At 35.4% G+C, this 20,517-nt stretch carries 24 protein-coding genes; 8 read left to right on the top strand and 16 right to left on the bottom strand.

Features of this window, described 5'->3' with window-relative positions; genetic code table 11:
- Nucleotides 1-18: 18 nt before the first annotated feature.
- From LO754_RS07145 to LO754_RS07110, 7 genes are all read right to left on the bottom strand, one after another.
- On the bottom strand, nt 19-582 hold the full coding sequence (locus LO754_RS07145; RefSeq protein ID WP_231785898.1) for a GNAT family N-acetyltransferase: 564 nt from the start codon (nt 580-582) through the stop codon (nt 19-21).
- 4 nt (nt 583-586) lie between these two features.
- Nucleotides 587-1,147: a glycerol-3-phosphate acyltransferase gene (locus tag LO754_RS07140; RefSeq protein WP_025219067.1), complete on the bottom strand. Its 561-nt coding sequence runs from the start codon at nt 1,145-1,147 to the stop codon at nt 587-589.
- Between the two features lie 69 nt (nt 1,148-1,216).
- Nucleotides 1,217-2,182 (bottom strand): YpdA family putative bacillithiol disulfide reductase, encoded by a 966-nt coding sequence (locus LO754_RS07135; RefSeq protein WP_231785897.1) that lies wholly within the window; start codon nt 2,180-2,182, stop codon nt 1,217-1,219.
- 145 nt (nt 2,183-2,327) lie between these two features.
- A complete protein-coding gene (locus LO754_RS07130) occupies nt 2,328-3,083 on the bottom strand; it encodes a metallophosphoesterase (RefSeq protein WP_231785896.1) in 756 nt (251 codons plus the stop codon).
- A 393-nt stretch (nt 3,084-3,476) separates the two neighbouring features.
- On the bottom strand, nt 3,477-3,992 hold the full coding sequence (locus tag LO754_RS07120; protein WP_231785894.1) for a hypothetical protein: 516 nt from the start codon (nt 3,990-3,992) through the stop codon (nt 3,477-3,479).
- An 87-nt stretch (nt 3,993-4,079) separates the two neighbouring features.
- Entirely contained in the window at nt 4,080-5,522 is a 1,443-nt protein-coding gene (locus LO754_RS07115; RefSeq protein WP_231785893.1) for a RecQ family ATP-dependent DNA helicase, read from the bottom strand.
- Nucleotides 5,522-6,550: a helix-turn-helix domain-containing protein gene (locus tag LO754_RS07110; protein ID WP_231785892.1), complete on the bottom strand. Its 1,029-nt coding sequence runs from the start codon at nt 6,548-6,550 to the stop codon at nt 5,522-5,524. The genes LO754_RS07115 and LO754_RS07110 overlap by 1 nt, the downstream gene beginning before the upstream one ends.
- A gap of 105 nt (nt 6,551-6,655) precedes the next feature.
- Between LO754_RS07110 and LO754_RS07105 the strand changes: the two genes are divergently transcribed.
- Both LO754_RS07105 and LO754_RS07100 read left to right on the top strand, forming a co-directional pair.
- Nucleotides 6,656-6,904: a ferredoxin gene (locus tag LO754_RS07105; RefSeq protein ID WP_024362357.1), complete on the top strand. Its 249-nt coding sequence runs from the start codon at nt 6,656-6,658 to the stop codon at nt 6,902-6,904.
- A 210-nt stretch (nt 6,905-7,114) separates the two neighbouring features.
- The gene (locus LO754_RS07100) at nt 7,115-7,897 is read left to right on the top strand and encodes an enoyl-ACP reductase FabI (protein ID WP_081769866.1); all 783 of its coding nucleotides are present in this window, start codon (nt 7,115-7,117) and stop codon (nt 7,895-7,897) included.
- 97 nt (nt 7,898-7,994) lie between these two features.
- On the opposite strand, the gene LO754_RS07095 is transcribed toward LO754_RS07100, so the two are convergent.
- On the bottom strand, nt 7,995-9,200 hold the full coding sequence (locus tag LO754_RS07095; RefSeq protein WP_025219061.1) for an MFS transporter: 1,206 nt from the start codon (nt 9,198-9,200) through the stop codon (nt 7,995-7,997).
- Nucleotides 9,201-9,500: 300 nt separating this feature from the next.
- Here LO754_RS07095 and LO754_RS07090 point away from each other — a divergent pair, with 300 nt between their 5' ends.
- Entirely contained in the window at nt 9,501-10,325 is an 825-nt protein-coding gene (locus LO754_RS07090) for a methyl-accepting chemotaxis protein (protein ID WP_231785891.1), read from the top strand.
- Nucleotides 10,326-10,353: 28 nt separating this feature from the next.
- Nucleotides 10,354-10,926 (top strand): GNAT family N-acetyltransferase, encoded by a 573-nt coding sequence (locus tag LO754_RS07085; RefSeq protein ID WP_229389153.1) that lies wholly within the window; start codon nt 10,354-10,356, stop codon nt 10,924-10,926.
- A gap of 96 nt (nt 10,927-11,022) precedes the next feature.
- On the opposite strand, the gene floT is transcribed toward LO754_RS07085, so the two are convergent.
- From floT to LO754_RS07045, 8 genes are all read right to left on the bottom strand, one after another.
- The gene (floT, locus tag LO754_RS07080) at nt 11,023-12,579 is read right to left on the bottom strand and encodes a flotillin lipid rafts scaffold protein FloT (RefSeq protein WP_024362362.1); all 1,557 of its coding nucleotides are present in this window, start codon (nt 12,577-12,579) and stop codon (nt 11,023-11,025) included.
- 15 nt (nt 12,580-12,594) lie between these two features.
- Nucleotides 12,595-13,125: an NfeD family protein gene (locus tag LO754_RS07075; RefSeq protein WP_231785890.1), complete on the bottom strand. Its 531-nt coding sequence runs from the start codon at nt 13,123-13,125 to the stop codon at nt 12,595-12,597.
- A 145-nt stretch (nt 13,126-13,270) separates the two neighbouring features.
- Nucleotides 13,271-13,921, bottom strand: a complete 651-nt coding sequence (locus tag LO754_RS07070; protein ID WP_229389151.1) for a 3D domain-containing protein — start codon at nt 13,919-13,921, stop codon at nt 13,271-13,273.
- A 109-nt stretch (nt 13,922-14,030) separates the two neighbouring features.
- Nucleotides 14,031-14,219: a hypothetical protein gene (locus LO754_RS07065; protein ID WP_025219057.1), complete on the bottom strand. Its 189-nt coding sequence runs from the start codon at nt 14,217-14,219 to the stop codon at nt 14,031-14,033.
- 36 nt (nt 14,220-14,255) lie between these two features.
- A complete protein-coding gene (locus LO754_RS07060) occupies nt 14,256-14,513 on the bottom strand; it encodes a hypothetical protein (protein WP_229389148.1) in 258 nt (85 codons plus the stop codon).
- Nucleotides 14,514-14,595: 82 nt separating this feature from the next.
- The gene (locus tag LO754_RS07055; RefSeq protein ID WP_231785889.1) at nt 14,596-15,060 is read right to left on the bottom strand and encodes a Ros/MucR family transcriptional regulator; all 465 of its coding nucleotides are present in this window, start codon (nt 15,058-15,060) and stop codon (nt 14,596-14,598) included.
- 260 nt (nt 15,061-15,320) lie between these two features.
- Nucleotides 15,321-16,307, bottom strand: coding sequence for a phage lytic cycle repressor MrpR family protein (locus LO754_RS07050; RefSeq protein WP_231785888.1), 987 nt, complete (start codon nt 16,305-16,307; stop codon nt 15,321-15,323).
- A gap of 15 nt (nt 16,308-16,322) precedes the next feature.
- Nucleotides 16,323-17,636: a ParB N-terminal domain-containing protein gene (locus LO754_RS07045; protein ID WP_231785887.1), complete on the bottom strand. Its 1,314-nt coding sequence runs from the start codon at nt 17,634-17,636 to the stop codon at nt 16,323-16,325.
- A gap of 282 nt (nt 17,637-17,918) precedes the next feature.
- Between LO754_RS07045 and LO754_RS07040 the strand changes: the two genes are divergently transcribed.
- From LO754_RS07040 to LO754_RS07025, 4 genes are all read left to right on the top strand, one after another.
- The gene (locus LO754_RS07040) at nt 17,919-18,428 is read left to right on the top strand and encodes a hypothetical protein (protein WP_231785886.1); all 510 of its coding nucleotides are present in this window, start codon (nt 17,919-17,921) and stop codon (nt 18,426-18,428) included.
- A gap of 75 nt (nt 18,429-18,503) precedes the next feature.
- Entirely contained in the window at nt 18,504-18,974 is a 471-nt protein-coding gene (locus LO754_RS07035; RefSeq protein WP_231785885.1) for a hypothetical protein, read from the top strand.
- Between the two features lie 230 nt (nt 18,975-19,204).
- Nucleotides 19,205-19,747, top strand: a complete 543-nt coding sequence (locus LO754_RS07030; protein ID WP_231785884.1) for a hypothetical protein — start codon at nt 19,205-19,207, stop codon at nt 19,745-19,747.
- Nucleotides 19,744-20,514, top strand: coding sequence for a hypothetical protein (locus LO754_RS07025; RefSeq protein WP_231785883.1), 771 nt, complete (start codon nt 19,744-19,746; stop codon nt 20,512-20,514). Before LO754_RS07030 ends, LO754_RS07025 begins: the two co-directional genes overlap by 4 nt.
- Nucleotides 20,515-20,517: the final 3 nt, after the last annotated feature.

Raw genomic sequence — 20,517 nt, 5'->3', positions numbered from 1 at the left:
TGCTCCCTGCTGTTTCACTTACTCTGGATAAAATGTATAACTTTCTTGCGCAAGCTTGTGTTGCAACGACTGTTCAAATTGTTGCCTTGTTAAGACCATTGGTAAAAACATTGCTTCGTTTGTTCCTACCGCAGGTGCGAATTGGCTAAAGCCCATTTGTTTATACATCTTTTCCTCACGTGTAGTACCTGAGATAACAGCTGCTGAGTACCCCTTTTCATAGGCAAATGCATTTAATGCTTGTGTTAATCTGATTAGTACTCGACCTGAGCGGTAAGGCTTTTTCACTGCGAGTAAGCGAATTTCACAAAGCTTTGTACAAATTTCCTTTGGTAAAAATTGCTCTACTTCGCCAATTTTTTCATCGATTGAAAACGGTCGCTGATCTCGAAAGGCTAGCATACCGATAAGCTCAGTACCTTTATACACCACTAAATACGTATTTTCTTTATGGAAACGATCGACTTTTCTTTTCAGCGCATTTGGTTCATGTTGTGGAATTTCCTCAACAAAAGTTTCATAATTCAACTGCGCAATTGCATCAAATTCCTTTTCTGTCTGTGCGACTTTACACCAGTACATAAATTCACTTCCCTCTTCTCAATGACTCCTTTATATTGGATGAATGCTTCAATAGCATACACATAATGGCAACAAGTATCGGTATGTATAACTGTAAATGTCCTGTCAGTACAATTGCGCCAATGTAAAATACAAAGCCACCTAACATGCCGAGTGTTAAACTTCTTGTTACACCAAGTACAATAGCTGTACCGACAATCATCATTGAAAATAAAGATGGAGAAAGGGCAAGTCCAACACCAATAAACGTTGCAACCCCCTTACCACCATTAAATTTTAGCCAAATCGGATATAAATGACCGAGAATCACGAAACAGGCTCCAGCCATAATAACCCACTGTTCCAAATGCCAGAAATAGCCCAATGTTACAACTAGTACACCTTTTAATGCATCCCCCAAAAATGTCCACATAAATGCAGCCTTGCCAATTACACTCCCTGCATTTCTGGCTCCAAGATTTTTACTACGTTCTTGTTGCAAATTGACACCATACATTTTTCCAACGAAATAAGCCGTCAAAAAGTTTCCAACACTATAACTAAATAGCCAATAAAGCCAAGTCATTATTCCCCTCCTTCTACAGTCTAAAGAAGCTGTATAAGCAGTGCATGCCTATACAGCTTCCTTTTTCTTTTATAGCTTTCTTTCCGCAATAGCTTGAGCAATACAATCCCCATGGAAGCGGTCATTTTCTATAAAAATTTCATTGGCATTATTCCCTGCTGCAATAACCCCAGCAATAAATAATCCAGCTACATTGGTTTCCATTGTTTCTGGATGACAAAATGGTCGACCTGTTTCTTCGTCAATTGTAACTCCCATCGCACGGATAAATGAATGGTCTGGATGATACCCTGTCATAGCAAAGACAAAGTCGTTTTTTATCATTTCTTCACGACCATCAATATTAATGATGACTTCATGCTCACGGATTTCCTTCACAATTGTATTAAAATGCATTGTGACTTCTCCATTGCGCACAACACCTTCAAATTCTGGTAAGACCCATGGCTTAATACTTGATGAATACTCGCTACCTCGATAAACAACTGTGACACGAGCGCCCGCTTTGTTTAATTCTAAAGCTGCATCTACTGCTGAATTTTTGCCACCAATCACAAGGACATCCGTATCAAAAAATTCATGGCCTTCTTTAAAATAATGGTGAACTTTAGGTAATGCCTCGCCAGGAATATTCATATAGTTAGGATGATCATAGTAACCCGTTGCAATGACCACATAGGGTGTTCCATATACATCCTTATCAGTCGTAACAGTAAAAAGTTCCCCTGATTTGACAACACTTTCGACTTTTTCAAAACGGTTTACTTGAATATTTTTCAAGCGTACTACTTCACGATAATAAACAAGTGCCTGATTTCGCTTTGGCTTCCGTCCTTCAATAATAAATGGTACATCACCAATCGCTAAACGTTCACTCGTACTAAAAAAAGTTTGATGTGTAGGATAATTGTAAATAGCGTTTACGATATTTCCTTTTTCAATTACAATCGGTTGTAAACCAATTTTTTGCAAAGATATTGCTGCGGCTAAACCACAAGGGCCTCCTCCAACAATAATTGCATCAACTTGTTGCATTGTTTGACACTCCTATCAAATTGGCATCAGCGTATTAAACACAAATGCTTAACTGTTGCAGATGAGCTCCCTTTAGGGCATCTACAAAATGATTTCAAAATCCACTATCGTTTCCATTATACGCCTTCTATACATTTTTGGTTGTTTATTTATCCGAAATATCGATGTCAATAATATGACACTCTGGTTTCGCGCCTAAACGTAATGGCAATAAAGTTGTACCATAGCCATTACTTACGAGCGTCATAATGCCTTCACGTTGTCGATAGGAGCCTAGCGGATGCACCCCATATGGCCTCACTCGTATTTGCCCACCATGCAAATGTCCACCAATCATTAAGTCAGCTCTAAATTTTGCTCTTACTCGGGCAAAGACACCTGGATTATGTGAAATAAAAACGACTAAATCCTCCTCACCCACTTTTTCAAAAGCAGCATCAAAACTATATTTCATTGTCGAAGTATCTTCAATCGCACTTATCCAAAAGCGGTTCTTATTAGGCAATAACACAGCATCATTGGCGATAATCTTTACACCATGCTGTTGTAAAATAGCTCGAAGTCGCTCCTCGCCCACTTCTCTATCATTATTTCCCCAGACAAAATAAGTAGGACCTAACGGTGTCAATAAATCGAGATTTTCATGAATACGCTGAATCGGCGTGCGTCCATCTGCAAAATCTCCACCGATGATGACCGCATCAAATGTACTTTCTAATCGTTCAATCATTGAGCGATTTATTTTCCGTAAATGCGTATCTGAAATAAAAAATAGTCGAATCTTTTCTGGTTGACCTTTAAGTGATAATTGATGATGCAACACATTATTTTCGTGCGCGACCTTCCACATGTAGAGTAGGAAGGCGATAACTATTAAAAGAAATAGTCCAATATATAGCATTCCCTCACTTCTCCTTACGATAGCAAAAAGGCGATTCAATACGCTATAGAATCGCCTTTTTGCTAATTAGACGTTTGCCTCAACCTTATGTTGGTGTTGACGTTTGTCCTTTATTTTATACTAGAAAAACATCGTTGCCAAAGAATGACACCGTTTTTCTTATGGTAGTTTAATGACTTGCCCAACAATTACCGTGTCAGAAGTCATACCGTTCGCAGCTCGAATTTTCGCTAGCGTTGCTTCACTACCATCACCGTAGTGATTCAATGCAATACGATATAGATTTTCATTAGGTTTAACTGTATGTGTTTTTGCTGGTGTCGCATTTTGCTTTTCTTGTTCGGCTTTACGAGCTTGTTCCGCTTTACGTGCTTGCTCCGCTTTTTTCGCTTCCTATTTTTGCTGCCTCTGCCTGTTGCTGTGCTTTCTTCGCTTCTTCCGCTTTTTTCGCCTCTTCAGCTTTTTCGCTTCTTCTGCCTTCTTTGCTTCGTCAGTAGCTTTTTGTTGTGCAGCTAGCTTTTCAGCATCTTTTTGCGCTTGTTCTTTTGCTTGTTCATTTGCTTTATCATCTTTTTCTTTATCTGCTGATGTAGATGCTTCCGCTTTTCCATCAGTCTTATCAATTTCTACAACAGCATCCATCGTATCTTTTTCAGCTTCTTCAATCGTTTTACCAGGATCATAGAATTGCACAAAATAAATTAATATAGTTAATGGAATTAAGATAAATGTAACAAAAAGAATCGTCATTAAAGGAAATTTACGTTGTTTTGTATTTTTCGGCTTTTTGTTATTACTTCCATTTTTATTCATTCTTGAAACTCTAGATAGATTTTGCTGTTCTTGTTGTTCTTCTTCAAATGACTGACGATGTTCTTCGATTTTATCACGATAGTCTTCTTTACTCATTCGACTTTCCTCCAACCTTGCTACGCATTCTTCTATCATTCTATTATGACGAATTTTGCGAAAAAAGTAAATGACCGTAAGTTTAGTCTAGTCGCTTATTAAAAGCTGTTTTAATCGACTTTCCCACGCCATCATTTCTACTTTCTTCTCTTCCTTCATGCGTACTGTATTGATTTCATCATAATGGATTCCACAATTTTCACAACAGTTTTCAGGTTTTTTCTTCAATTTTTGCCCAAAATACCCGACAAGTTGCTCGCGCAAACAATCTTTTGTCTTTATAATTTTTAACATTTCATCCACTGCCTGATATTTTTCAAGTGCAAAATGACGAAGTCGTGATTTTACTCGTTCTTCAGGTTCCTGATGGAGCCAATAATCTAGCACACGAAAGGCTGTTTCACTCAACTCAGCATTTTTTAACATTTGAGAGGGGGCAATACGCTGCAATACAAGCTCTTGATAGCGATCGACATGACTAGATGACGGTAAATCTCCTGTTACTACAAATTTCGCCAGTTCCTCGTCACCATCGCTGTAAAGTAAAATCGCAAGTGCAGGTTTACCATCACGACCTGCGCGCCCAATTTCTTGCATATAATTCGCAACATTGGCAGGCATTGTCTCATGTATCACCTGTCGAATATCTCCCTTATTAATGCCCATACCAAACGCATTGGTCGCCACAATCCAATCTAACTCTCCATCGATAAACTGCTGTTGAATAAATTGACGATCCTCCGCACTATAGCCTGCATGATATGCGGCAGCTCGCAAACCCGCTTGCATAAACAGTTCACAATATTGCTCAGCACGCTTGCGTGATGACAAATATAAAATACCTGGTCCAGCGGTTTTTTTTACATGCTCCACTATCCATCTTGCTTTATCGCCCCTATCCTCGAAAAGAACACGTCCGAGGTGAATATTTGGACGATCAACATTATACATAAATTCAAACGGTGCATGCAGTGATAGTGTAGCATGAATATCTTTTACTACTTTTTCAGTTGCAGTCGCAGACAACGCTAATACAGGGGGACGATTACCTTGTGAAAACCAGTCGCCAATGCGCAAATAATCCGGACGAAAATCAAATCCCCACTGCGAGATACAATGTGCTTCATCCACAACGATAAGACTTAACGTCATATTTGCTAACTTCTCCTGTACCTGTTGTTGTAACAACATCTCCGGCGATGTGAAAATAAAGCGATACTGTTCTAAAAAATGGAGAGCATATCGTTTTTCTTCTACTGTTAAAAATGAATTTAATGCTACTACCCTTTTTTCACCAAATCGCTTCAGTTGCTCTACTTGATCTTGCATTAAAGACAATAGCGGAGACACTATTAACACTGGTTTTTGCAATAAATAAGCGGGCAACTGATAGCACAATGATTTACCCATGCCTGTTGGCAATAATGCAATAACATCTTTCCCGCTAAGAATTGCTTCAATTACCTCTTTTTGCCCTGGTCGAAAGGTGGCATAACCGAAATATTTTGCTAATGTTTGCTCTAGTTCCATTATACTTCTCCTTTCGCGAGGACAAGTCTGAGCTGGAAATAACTCAAGTCATTGACCACTTCATGCAATGCCTTTAATTTCTTTGTTTGATATTGCTTGGATGCCTGCCAAACTTTTTCCGCTTCCTCATAAGAGACGAACGGACCAATCGAAAAGTTCGGTTCGTTCATTGCTATTTCAACTAAATGATCTTCAATTGTACTTTGTTTCAACTTTCTAATTTGAACAATCTGCTCAATTGAATACCCTTGTTCATATAAATAAGCGGTTTGCTGTGTCGAATCTGTCAACAATGCCTTTACTCGCAATTCTTCTGCTATTTTGCCAAGCAACGGGTAGTTGTTTGTTGCATGCACTTCATTCAATAGTGTATGTAGTAACTCAATAAATGCTAATTGACTATCAAGTACCGTTTCTTTGCGTTCAACGGAAAGTTGCTGCCATGTCCAACCTGGTAAACTATAGCCACTCAATCGATAAAGGGCAAGTTGCTTATTACTTTCAGAAACGGCTAGTGTTGCGAACACACGCAAGCATTCATCCAGTAATTGCTGTTGCAAATGCCCTGATTGATATTGCTGATCTTGTAAAAAAGCACGTACCCATGATTGTACTTGCGTATCCTTACTAATTGGTGAAAATGACCGAATTCCCTCTTTTTGATAGGACAAACTTTGTACAACTAAGGAAAGCCGCGCAAAAAACACATGTTCATTTCCTCGATAATGCCAACCGTCAAATAAAAAAGTTGGTGTTTGCGCTGCTCGCTGTAAACCTAGCTTTTTCATGGAATAGTGACCTGATTCCTGCATAATTAACCAACTATATTGCAAAAAGGTAGAAACAGCTTCATCAAATGTCGCACGAGGTAATTTTGGGAGTAATCCAAAATAGTTATGTAACTGAAACAGTCCCACATCTTGAATTGTCTTACCTGAACGCTTTCCTCTAAGGATATGATATACTGCAGATACGGTTCGTTCATTATTTAGTTTTTGAAAGATTTGCAATAAAATTTGATAAAACATTGAAGCAAATTCCTCCAATTTAATAGTATTAGGTTGAAATGTCAGTTAAACATCTTTAAAATGAGTATGAAGCTTTGTAGGAACATCGTAAAAGGAGAGAAAGAAATGGCTAAATACACAATTGTTGATAAAGATACATGCATCGCTTGTGGCGCATGCGGAGCCGCAGCACCAGATATTTATGATTATGATGATGAAGGAATTGCCTTCGTTATTTTAGATGATAACATGGGAACTGCTGAAGTTCCAGAAGATCTACTAGAAGACATGCAAGATGCTTTTGAAGGTTGCCCAACTGATTCTATCAAAGTGGCTGACGAACCTTTTGACGGCGACTCTTTAAAATTCGAATAGTCTATACCTTACTAAAAAGGCATCCAATAAAGGATGCCTTTTTGCATGGATTCACCGTTAACAATCTCAATGATTCCTAGAATTGAAGAACGCATTAAAATGAATCTCATGCCCTTTTCATCTTGTTATTGCAACCATAATTTATGTATGATAAGATTTTAGTAGTTGGTACTAATAACAGATATTATTTCGTAAAGGGGATTCTTATAAATGATGGATAATTTATTACAATTAAAAGATAAAAATATTGTCGTAATGGGCGTTGCAAACGATCGCAGTATTGCTTGGGGGATTGCTAAACGTTTATTTGATGTAGGGGCAAACGTGATTTTCACATATCGTCAGGAACGTTCTTTAAAAAAATTACAAAAACAACTTGAAAATTATGGGCATGCAGATGCTCTTGTTGTGCAATGCGATGTGAACAGTGATGAAAGCACAAAATCAGCATTCGATGAAATCGGATCAAAAGTTGGGGTTATCCACGGTATTGTGCACTCAGTAGCATTTGCCAATGCAGAAGATTTACACAATCGCTTTTTAGAAACAACTCGTGATGGCTATGCATTTGCCCAAGATACAAGCGCCTATTCCCTTATTTCTACAGCCAAAGCAGCACATCCATATATGACAGAAGGCGGCTCAATTGTAACAATGAGTTACCTAGGTGCAGAACGTGTACTTGACGGCTACAACGTAATGGGTGTTGCCAAAGCAGCATTAGAAGCATCTATGCGCTACCTTGCTGCCGATATTGGTCAAGACAATATCCGTGTCAATGCAATATCTGCAGGTGCTATTCGTACACTTGCTGCGAAAGGCGTTCCTTCATTTAATACAATTTTACACAAAATTGAAGAGACAGCACCGTTAAAACGTAATGTTCAACAAGATGAAGTAGCTGATATGACAATCGTGATGTTATCTCACTTATCACGTGGTGTAACAGGCGAAACAATCTATATTGACGCAGGCTATAATATAATGGGTTAACACCTAAAAAGTGTTAGATTGATTGTCGACAATCAATCTAACACTTTTTCTTTGCTTTTATTAATGCCTAGTTGTAACACTAACTTAGCACCTCACGCTAATGCCCAGTAAGGAACCGTTGTTTGGCAATAACGCTTTTTAAAACAAATGTTAGCCCACAAGCAATGACTAAAAAGACAGTGATCATGGCAACCACACCCATCCAGCCAAAATGCATCCAAAATATGCCTCCTACCGTTCCACCGACACTAGAGCCAAAATAGTAGAAAAATAAATATAAAGACGATGCTTGTGCTTTATCATGAGTAGCTCGTTTGCTCACCCATCCACTTGCGATTGAATGGGCTGCAAAAAAACCAAAGGTAAACACTGTAATTCCTACTATTTTTAATAAAAGTAGACCTTGTAGAGTAATAATGGCACCAGCTAGCATAATTGCAATGGCTAACAATAACATTTTCTGACGCCCAAAACGATCAGCTAAACTGCCAAACCACGCAGAGCTAAATGTCCCAACTAAATAAATTACAAATATCCAACCGACAATTGTGGCACTCAAATGATAGGGAGGTGCCATTAATTTAAAACCAATATAATTGTAAAGTGTTACAAAGCTTCCCATTAGCACAAAACTAATAGCAAACAAGCACTGCATGGATGGGTCCTTTAAATGCTGCATAAGTGATTTGGTTAAAGCTTTTATTTGTAACGGCCTTGCCGAAAAATGCTGCGAGTTCGGTAGCATCCAGACAAATAACACACTAATGATTAAACTAATGATACCAAGTACAATCATACCAACCTGCCAGTTATAAAGGTCTGTTAATGTACCAATAATGACACGTCCACTAAGACCACCTACAGAATTGCCACTTATGTAAAGTCCCATTGCAATACCTAGGCTAGATGGGTTCATTTCCTCTCCTAAATAAGCCATCGCAATTGCTGGTAAGCCTGCAAATACAACACCTTGAATAACACGCAATACTAATATGGTTTCAAAATTTGGTGAAAAAGCGAGTGCTAGCGTCAAAATGGATGCTGCAAATATCGAAATCGTCATTAATGACTTTCTACCCCACGCCTCAGATAATGAGCCAACAATAATCATACTAATCGACAGTGCCAATGTGGTCACCGATAGTGACAAACTCGCTACTGCTGGCGAGACATGGAATTCCTCTGCAAATGTCGGTAACAATGGCTGCGAAACGTATAAATTCGCAAAGGTAATAAAGCCTGCTAAAAATAAAGCCCAATTTGCTTTGTGGAATGCCTTTGTTCCTTTCTCTATATACTCCATTTCAATCTCCTCCATTTACGAGTCCATCTATCTATTATTCTAATACAATATTCTCCAAAATACAGTGCGAATTGTCGAAAAATAGACAAGAATAAAGAGCTTCTTTATATTTTCTACCATTTTCATTTGACAATTCTATACATTGCTAAATAGTATTATTTCTATTTTTTCCAATTAATACATTTAATAGTAATAATAGTGATTTAATGTTAAATGCATGTTTTTGCTATGTTGAATTCGGCGTTTATATGCTACAGTGAGTAATATAATGACTGTTATTCTACAATTTGGAGGTATTTCATGAAAATAATCGAAGCTTTAGCACAATCAGCGCACTATATCCATCTTGCATTAAAAGAAGAAGCCATTGTAGCTGTCGTTGATAAAGAAAGTGAAACAGTTGTAAAATACTTAGCAGGTAAACGTGTTGACTCAGGTTATGTAGATGGGCAACAAGTAAATGCAAATGATCAAAATGTTTACATCGCCTTTACTGGAAAAAATGCAGATGTCATCATACCCGAGGATGTATATGGCATTGCCATTAACGCCTTTGCATTTCCAATTCGAGAAAATGGCAAAGTGATTGGCGCTCTAGCGTTTGGACTTCCTATCGATAATGAGCTAAAACTCGAACATTATATGAATACAATGGATAGTATCGTCTATAACCTTCAAGATAAAGTACATAACATCGCCTCTCATTCGGAGGAGTTAGCTGCCACTAGTGAGGAGATTAATAAACAGGCACAACATGCCCTAGAAGATTCTGAAAAAACAAATGATGTCACAGATTTAATAAAAAACATTTCTCAACAGACAAATTTACTTGGCTTAAATGCCTCGATTGAAGCTGCGCGTGCGGGTCAGCATGGAGCTGGTTTTAATATCGTAGCACAGGAAGTTAGAAAGCTTTCTTTTGAAACGTCAAGTGCCACGGAAAATATTGAAGCTTCTCTGCGCAATATTACTCGAAATCTTGATAATTTAAAGAAAAACATGGGTCAAATCTCCTATGCGACTAATGAACAAGCACAACTTGTCCAAGATTTTAGTGAAATTATCGACGAACTTACAACCTTAAGTCAAGAAATGAAGGGCTTCATGCATAATGCCTTGAAATAAACTATCGAAACGGAGGGCTACAATACCAATGCAGATTACAATCAATCACGAACTAATGTTAAGAACCATCACGCTTGATGATGCAGAAACGGTTTTCGCACTAACGGATACATCGAGAGCATATTTACGTGAATGGTTACCATGGTTAGATTTTACAAAGGAACTAGCGGATACAAAAAGCTATATAGAAGGCTGTATTGCTGGTTATGAAGCAAAAAGTAGTATGTCCTTTGTGATTATTTTCCGCGATAAAATTGTAGGAATTGCGGGTTTTAATACGATCAATCATGCTAATAAAATTGCAGCCATTGGCTATTGGCTTAGTGCAGATGCTCAAGGGCACGGCATTATGACAACAACAGTACAAGCGCTATTACAGTATGCTTTTGTCGAGCTCCAGTTAAACAAAGTGGAAATCCGTGCTGCTGTTGGCAATACAAAAAGTCGCGCGATTCCAGAGCGACTTGGTTTTAAAACGGAAGGAACCATTCGCGCGGCAGAATGGCTATACGATCACTATGTCGATCACGTCGTTTACGGCATGCTTGCGAGCGAATGGACATCAGCATCAGTACTATTGGGTAACGATATTCGTCGCTAATAGTATTTGGCTTTGCGCCACTATTACTTCATAAAGTTCCACTTAACATAAAAAAGCTACTTAATCCCGAAGGTTTAGGTAGCTTTTCTTACTATTTTATTGTTCGACGGTTTCTTTTACTTGTTCTGTCGTCGCAACAGGCTCTGGCTTTTTCACTAGCTCCGTTGCAATACGCTCAAGCTCTGGACGCAATGTATGCTTGCCCGCATAGCTTTCGATTAACTCCTTCATATCAATGCCGGAAGTTTCCTTTAATGTTTCTTGCAAGGTTGACATTAAATTCGTTGCATAAGAAGTGACCTTGTTCGCACCACTGCCTCCTTCTCCACTACCCGTGTCAACAACTGTAATTTTGTCAATATTGCCAAGTGGACTTGCAAGCTCTTTTGCGTACTCAGGCATCATACGTACAACCATATCCAGGACAGCTGCTTGACCGTAGTATTCAAAGGCTTCCGCAATTTTACGTTTTGCTTCTGCTTCCGCTAGACCACGAAGACGAATAATATCGGCATCTGTTTCACCCTGTGCACGCTCAGCATCTGCTTTCGCAATACCATCTAAACGTATTTTCTCCGCTTCCGCTTTTGCTAACGACTCAATACGATATTTTTCCGCATCTGCCTGTGCAAGCTCACGCATTTTTTCCGCCTCTGCATTTTGCTCAACTGCATAGCGGTCGGCATCTGCCTTTTTCTTCACTTCTGAATCATATTGCTTTTCACGACGTAGAATTTCTTTTTCTTCTAATTCAATTTGCTTTTGACGTTCAATAATGCGAATTTGCATTTCTTGCTCTGTTACTTCCTGCTTCGCACGTGCAGTTTCTAATTCATAAGCTTGGTCGGCACGAGCTTTAGCTATATCTTGCTCACGACGGAATTCCGCCACTTTTAATTGATTTTCTTTTTCCGCTTCCGCAATTTCTGTTGCCCGTTCTAGCTCAGCTTTTTGTGCTTCTTTTGATGCTTCTGCTCGTTTAATGCGCGTTTCTTTTTCTGCCTCGGCAGTTGCAATATCTGCATCACGTTTCACTTGTGCAATTCTAGGCTTCCCTAGTGAATCAAGATAACCATTTTTATCGCGCACATCTTTAATTGTAAAGGACACAATGACAAGACCCATCTTCGCTAAATCTTGAGAAGCTACACGTTGTACCTCTTGCGAAAATTTATCGCGATTTTTATAAATTTCCTCAACTGTCATTGATCCTAAAATAGAACGTAAATGTCCTTCTAATACTTCACGTGCTTCCCCTTCACGTTCTGCCTTTTGCTTTCCTAAAAACTGTTCAGCCGCTGTAGCGATTTCTGAAATGGAACCACCAATTTTAATAATCGCTGTACCATCCGCCATTACCGGAACACCTTGCTCTGTATAAACTTCAGGCGTTGTTACTTCTAACTTACTTGATAATAGACTTAATGGTTGTGCTTGCTGGAAAATTGGGAAGACAAATGTACCGCCCCCACGAATAATTTTAATACGGTTTCCTGACTCATCTTTATGTACATTTTTTGAGCCAAGATAGCTACCTGTCACAATCAGTGCCTCATCAGGACCCGCTGTACGATACTTTGTTACATACAGTGCCACTAGTGCGATTAAAATAAATGCTACAATTCCCAAGACAATTAAAATCTCCATTGACATGACTGTATCTCTCCTTTATATAAACTTTTTTTCATAGGCTCTTACAAAAAGAGTGCCTTCCTTCACTTCAACAACAAGGACGGTCGAATCATAATCGATGACCTCATTGTCATAGCCTGCTGCGCGCTTTGCAATCATACCGCTCGTTGTCTCAATAACAACTTCACCGAAGCCATCTTCTGGTATTGGTACAATCACTTTACCTAACTGCCCCTCAAGAGATTGTTCCGTATAGGCTAATGAAACATCCGCTGATTTTAGTGGAACAAGAATAAATAAATAAAATAGGGCACTTAAAATCACGCCGATGATAGCAGCCATACCTATGTTCCATACGCTAGGGAAAAAGGCTAACTTTTCTAATATAAATCCAGCTGCTGACATCAATGTGAAGAATGATAAAATGACACTTGGATTAAAAATCGGTAGACCATCCCCAATGCCCTCGACTACTTCGCCGAAAAACATAAACAAAATCGTTGCAAGTCCCGCGAAAATCAACACCACCAAATAAATTTGCTCGAGTGAATAGCCAAATAGCGTCAAGTTGTTCACCCCTTTTCATCATATTACCTACTATACGGATACCCTAAGGGAAAAGTTTCATAATTTTTAAAAAATACAATAATTTCTTTGCAATGTCCTATATTTGCCATTAAAATTGCTAGTTTTCAACTTCACACTGTACATATTAAGGAAGTTGGACAATACGTAATTGCACAGCATGTCTACCGTATTGCGTTGCAATTTTTTCAGATTCTACAAGAATATCTAACTTAAAACCTTTGATGGCTCCACCTTTATCAGCTGCAATTGCAATAAACGATTCATAAGGCGTCCTTATTTCTACAATTGTTCCTAATGAAATAACTTTAGGATCCACCGCTACAATCCTCATTCCATTATAATAGTAGGTTTCATGAACATTAATACCCGTAACTGTAATACCACTACATCCATTGCAATCGGGCCCATAATAGGATGCATTAAATTGCATCCATTTTTTAGAGCTTGTTTCTTGATTCTCTGGATTACTGTTTATTTGTCCTTTCTCTTTAGAAAACGAATTTTTATTTTGTTCAACTGGAATTATTCCTTTTTTATGCATAGTTTCATGTTCTATCTTCTGCTTTTTCTTTTCTATTTGTAACCTTTCTTGCCTTAATGTTATTGCTTTATTGCGAATCATATCCATAGAGGCTGCAAGCTTGTGTTTTGATGAATATTGTAATAACTCTTCACCTTTATCGCTGCTTACATTTGTTATTTTATTTTCATAGGTAAAGTTCTTTAACATAAAAAGTAGTATTACTATAAATGTTATTGCTTTATATACATTCATTAATGTACCTTTCTCTCCAACAGAAAACCATTCGAAAAATCGCATTTTTATATTAATTCATCCAATATAGTTATTATATTTATGTATCTTATGTATTAAATGCTATGTATTAAGTATTTTTAATTAAAATATTTATTGTCTTTAAAAATGCTTCTACTGTTTTCATTGTTTCGATTTCTAAATGCTCCATCTCTTCTGAAATCTTTAAATTCAATTTGCCCATTTCCTGATAGGCTAAAGCCATTGCATAACGATCAACTTTATTTCTATTTAAATTTCTGTTGTTGGAAGCCTTCATGTATTTCCCTTCCCTTCACCTTAGCAATAATTTAAATCATTGAGCATCAACCTGTCTTTCTAAAAATTCAATTAGCTTATTCAACCTTTCTAAAGTTTGTTCTTTTTCTGATTGAATTTGTAATTGCTCTACATGCTTTGTAAAATCCCTTAACTTTAATTGAAACGCTTGACTTCTATGCAAAAAATCTTTCATATTAATGTCACTTTCAAATACTCTTCCTTGATTAACAGCGCCAAAAATATAACCAAAATCTAACGTCAATTCTTTTAATAATTTATTTATCGTTTCCATATGAACCCAACCTTTATTATGTAATATCATTTTTAAATTATTTCACTTAAATAATTCCTATGTCGATTTCATTTATGCGCTATTAGCTTATCTTCTCTAAAATTTTATGCTTTGGATAGTGATTATTTAGATATTCTTTTAAACTTTCTAAACATGTAATACTATCATCAAATATCGACTTTCTTAAAAAACCATTATATAAATAAATTATATTTTTAAGCTCCACAACACAAAATAAATTTTCTTGATTATCATCCAATTGAACTAAACTATCATATTGAATATCTATATTTTGTGATTGTTGATAGATAAATTTTGTATCATCAACCCCTTTAATTAATTCTAGTTCATCCTCATTCCAAGTATCCATTAGTATTAAACTAGATACAGAACTGTCCATACATTTACATTCTAAAATATTTCCTCCCTCATCGCTTAAAATAACATTTGTAATTCCACCATTAAAGTCCTTCAATAACTCGCGTGAGATATTACTTTCATTGAAAAGAACTAACTCTAAAATAGCTGTTGTTTGTAATTCATTCACTTATATAACCTCCCAGTATTACACTAAACTAACATATTTTTCTCAACAATATTAGATTCGTTCTTATTTTATCACGAACAGATGTTCGTTTACAAGTTATTTTAGAGAATTTTTACATTTTATTTACTGTTTAATTAAAAAGATACCCTGAAAACTAGAGGAATGAATTGATAAAACTTAAACTAGCTAACCTTGTCAATGTCATTCTCTAAAAGTGCTCTTAAAATTCTGCAATAAAAAAAACTGGTATCACACCAGTTCTATAGTTCTATATTAAAATGTCCATAATTTTTTTTCATAAAATCAAAATCTAATTTATGTTTAAGCACAGAATAACTTACATATTTATTATCTTTGTTTGCAAAACCTGTATCATATTTAAGGGCCACTTTCTCAAGTAGTTCTTTATTCACTACTTTTATTTCATCATCTTTAATGATCTCCCAAATATACCACATCATCCCTGATATTTGGATGGTGCTAGCAATTAAATTATTATTATCAAAAACTATTTTTGCTAATTCTAATGCTCTATTTCCGAAGGAAGCTCTCAGTTGAATATCACTACTTTTTACATTCGCTTTTTTAAAAATATAGGTATTGTCAGAGAAGTATTTTTGTCCTTGTTTAGGTATTAAACTTGTCGAAGACACCTTGTCTAATTTTTCAAGTTTCCAATAAAGATCTTCTGTAATATTTATTTTTCTTTTATAGCCTTTATTACTCATTAATCTAGCAAAATAATGACCATTTTCTTCGCTTAAATCTTCCATTTTTAAATTTAGTATTTCACTATAGCCTTCTCCTTTTATTCCTTCGAATAAACATAATAAAAATACTGCATGTCTTTGGTCATCAAATGAACGCATATAAGTAAATAATTGGTCTCTAGTGTATCTTACAATTGATGCTTTAAAAACAAATCTACTACAGTATTCCATATCAATGATGCTCGGTAACCTTTGTGAACGATTTTTTGTATAACCGTTCATTATTGCCCAATCGATATATCTAGAAATAAAACCGATAGACGCACTTAACGGCTGGGGGCTAGGAGATTTTAAGCTATAAAATAGTTCTTCTAACTCCACTTTATTCATATCAAAAATATCTTTATTTTTTTGATTTTCAATTTGTGTCGCTTTATTAAAGAGAGAATAATACGTAGTTAAACTATTATCTTTTACATCTAATGTTGTTAAATACCATTCCTTTATATCCTTATTAAATACATTATCTTTTAGCATCAGTTGTACACCTCATTATTGGATTAAGTTCCTAAATATTTCCCGAAGTTTTTTTCTATTTTGAACGCTAAGTCCACCGTACTGATGAATACCTAGCTCTTCCCATAACGGATTTTGAATAGAAAAGTCTAGCTGATTTAAGTAATTACTCAAACCTTCAAATGTGATATTTTTATTATGCATTTGTGCTGCCAATTCAATATGACCATTAAACATTCGATTTCTAAACATTAAAGAGTTTTTATCATTTAAATGTTCTTTATAAAACGCAAAAAGATACATCATATAGTCATTAATCACTTTGGCTACCTTTACTACCTCTATTCGACTTTCCAATTGAAAGCTACTTTCGATTGCATTTGAAAGCTCTGAAAAAGTAACGACTTCACCATATGAATATTTAATATTAGAATTTGAAGTGATCCTTCCCTTCAATTCCCCTTCCACCTTTAATTCAATCACCACTTCATCCGATAACTTATCTTTAGCCAATTCTTGCAATCTTGGTTTTGGAATCGGATTAGCTTTTGCCATATCTACTTGAACTCTTTTGCATTGTGCTTCTGTCATATTTGAAAAGATAACAATCATATTTCCCTCTAGTTCAGTCTTTTTCATATAGGCGTTATAAATAGAGAACGTTCTATGTGCACCATCTAACACATCCAATATAGTACCTTCTAACAAAGTCAGCGTTTTTTCCTTGTCATCATAAAATAATTCCACTCCTTCATTCCCTGTACCAACTTTAGCATTGTATCTCAAAGTAGAAGTAATCAAATCTCCATTTAAAGTTTGTTTTTCAATCTCACGTAATGATTTAGGATTTAGATTCATCACTTCTATTATTTCGCTTTTTAGCTTTTTCTTTTTTGCTTGTCGCTGAATATTGGGGTTATACATCGTAATACCACTCATCCACAACTTCCCAATGATTGCATTTGGTATCACTGCAGTGAATTCGTTATGTCCTGTTTTTATAACATTTTCAAAAGAATAAGGTAAACTGATAGTCTCTTCATAAGGTGACACTCTTTTATACAATCTTAATTCTTTGATTTCAGAAGGATTTAACCATTCCTCTATCCAATTTGAATTAGTTTCTTCAAGTTTTAAATTAAATTGTTCACCTAATAATAATAACTCAAATAAATTTGCTTCTTGTAATACATCTTCGTCGTTAATCATTTCTAAAATATTTCCGATATTTATGTTATGTCTATTGAGTTGAATAGCCATTTCATCTAAAAATAAATCATTCTGAACGATTAATGGAATTTTAGCTATAATCTCTTCAATTAATAATTCGCGGGTTTTACCAATTTTCAACGTTTACACTCCCTCGTTTTTCCATTAATTATCTAATTATTTCAATAGTACCATACGAGAAATTAAAATGTAACTATTATAAATGAATTAATTGAAGTTATAATTAATTGATTGAAACTTTGTTAAAAATTTTTAAAATACCTTTATATAGGTAGAAACACAGTAAATATGTATATCGAACATTTTTTATAAATGAATTAATTAAAAATATGTTGAATAATTCTATGTTACGACTATAATAACATTAAGAGCGACTGAATTAAATGAAAGGAGACGATGTTATTGGCTCATCAAACAGCTAAAGATGCGAGATTCAAACAATTAGTATTATCAGATGAAACAGTAATTAAGGAATTATTGACGTATAGAGGTTCGATCGATGATACGTTGTTAAATGGAAACCAAGGAGGCTGTACGTCTAGCACTTTAAAAATGAATACGGATGTTATTAGTTTATTTATTGATTTAGATGGATTAATTAAAAAAAGTTTGAACGAGGAACAGATAAAATTACTTACCTACATAGCTAAAGACTATTCATACCATAAAATTGGACAGCTTTTAGAAATTCCTATTAAAACAGTTGGACGCAGACTATCTACCATTTGCTCACGAATAAAACAAGAAAATGATCGACAATGGAGAAAAATTGTTTATACGGAGAAATTGCATTTAAAATCGAAACGATGTAGCAAATGTAAAGAAGTGCTTCCTGCTACTGATGAATTTTATAGCATAAACAACAGTAGCAAAGATTTATATCATTCACAGTGTAAAAAATGCAAAAAGTAAGGAAAAAAATATTTGGGCGAAAATAGTAGTTTTTTAGATACACTAGTCAACTTAATAAGTAGAAGGAGCATTTATATGAAACTACAATTACCTCACGCTATCGTAGAGCTGAATGTAAATCTTCCAATTGAGGAAAGAGTTCAGTACATAAGATGTATGCTAGAAAATGAAAAATTAACTTATAAAGGCGAAGAAATTCCGTTAGAGTTATATTTTAGCATCACAGCAAATACATATAATACATTAATTCTATTGGACATGATAGGTTATTATTTAACAAAAGGTTATTTCACAAAAGAGGAATTACTTTTAGAAGAAGAGAATTTGAAGTTTATTAAAGAAACAAAAAAACGTAATAGAAGACGTAGAGAAATCACTCAATTACTTAAAAGCCAAGGGGGGCAGCATCGCTTGCAAGATAATTATGTACTATCTCATTATAAACAAAAGGAAATCAAAAAGGGATCAACAAGACATAACACTTTTTCAAATACTTCCTATTTAGAAGCTATTACTTTCGGCATTGAAGAGGTAGAAGAGGAGTAAGCTCAATAGATGAATTAATTTAAAAATACATAATGAAGGTTTCAAATGTATCTATGCACTTTGCATGGATACATCATGAAGGTTTCATATAAAAATTTTCAAAAGTACATAAGTTTAAGCTTAAATTCAATAAATAAATAGTAGGTGATGCCATTGCATGAATTAATGTAAAAAAACAAACGAAACCTTCAAAAATATACCCTTCTCTTAGGAAGTGAGGACAAAGGAGAATGAAAATTGTAAATAATTTATCTACGTTTTATCAACTATTGATAAATGATAAAAAATTACTTCGTTTACTATATTATTTACCAAAAGATGATGTAGACGACCCACTGGATGAGTCAAAAATTGAGGTTTCTATGTTACCCGAAAAAGATCTTATTATAAACAATTTACTTGTAATTGGAGACAAAACAAACGATTTAACAATGGAATCTTCTTTTTGTCGAATATGTTTATATACCGGTTCACGAACACCTCAAAAACATTATCTTAACAAAACAAAGCAATTTATAGATAACCCTTATTGTAGCACGCAACAATATATTTTCGATATTTATACACCCAATTCAATTAATAACGTAGATTTTCGACTTGATTGGCTAGGTGAAGCGCTTAATGAAGTACTATTTCATGGGGAACAAGGAGAATTAAATGAGTTGAGATTCCATAGTGGGATGCCACTATTAAATATGCCTAATGGTTTTGTAGGTTATCGTTGGACTTATATCCTCCCTTCCGACCAAAAAGCACGAGGTTATCAAAAATGAGCATTTCAACAATAAAAGCATTTGGCAAGCCCACCGCTTACAAGGGTTTACATCTTCATCCTATCCGAATGAAGGATGCTGATGAATTTTACGATTGTGTACAATGTTTACTTTTGCCTAAAAACGATTTTCAAGAACCCGAAGTCATTAGAATGTCTTATTTCATGTTTCTCCTAGCTCTCTCCCAAAATAAAGATGGTAATGATTTAATAGTAAAGTTATTGGCATTATACCGGCTGATCTTTAAAACAGAAAACATACAGTTAACTGTTAATGAAAAAGGTATGGCGTTTATTATTGTCGACGGTATCTCCTTACACGAACGTGATTTTGATAAAATCAAGACCATTATTAGTGAGCAAAACCTAATCGATTTAGATGATGAATTTATCGACCCAGATACTAAAAAAGCGATTCAAGATGCGCGTGCATTTATGGCTAAAAGAAAAACAAGACAAGCAGATATAGAGCAGCAAATAGTAGCCTATCATTGTAAATCTGGGCTCCCCTATCACGAAATACAAAACTTAACCCTTTATCAATTTCACAAAGGATTAGTACGTATGGATTATATGATTAGTAGCGAAGCAATTTTAAATGCTCGTTATTCCGGTATGGTTGAATTTAAAAATGAGCAAGATCTCCCCCATTGGTTAGGACATATAGAAGAACCAAAGAAAAATGAAGATGTCATTATGACAAAAACTGCATTTGATAAACAAATGAAACAACTAGGACTTGATCCCAGTTTCAATAAAAAACAATAATCT

Origin of the sequence: Lysinibacillus sp. GJ-1 (genome assembly GCF_021166035.1) — a bacterium.
Taxonomy (GTDB): domain Bacteria; phylum Bacillota; class Bacilli; order Bacillales_A; family Planococcaceae; genus Lysinibacillus; species Lysinibacillus sphaericus.
This window is presented reverse-complemented; position numbering and strand designations above follow the sequence as displayed.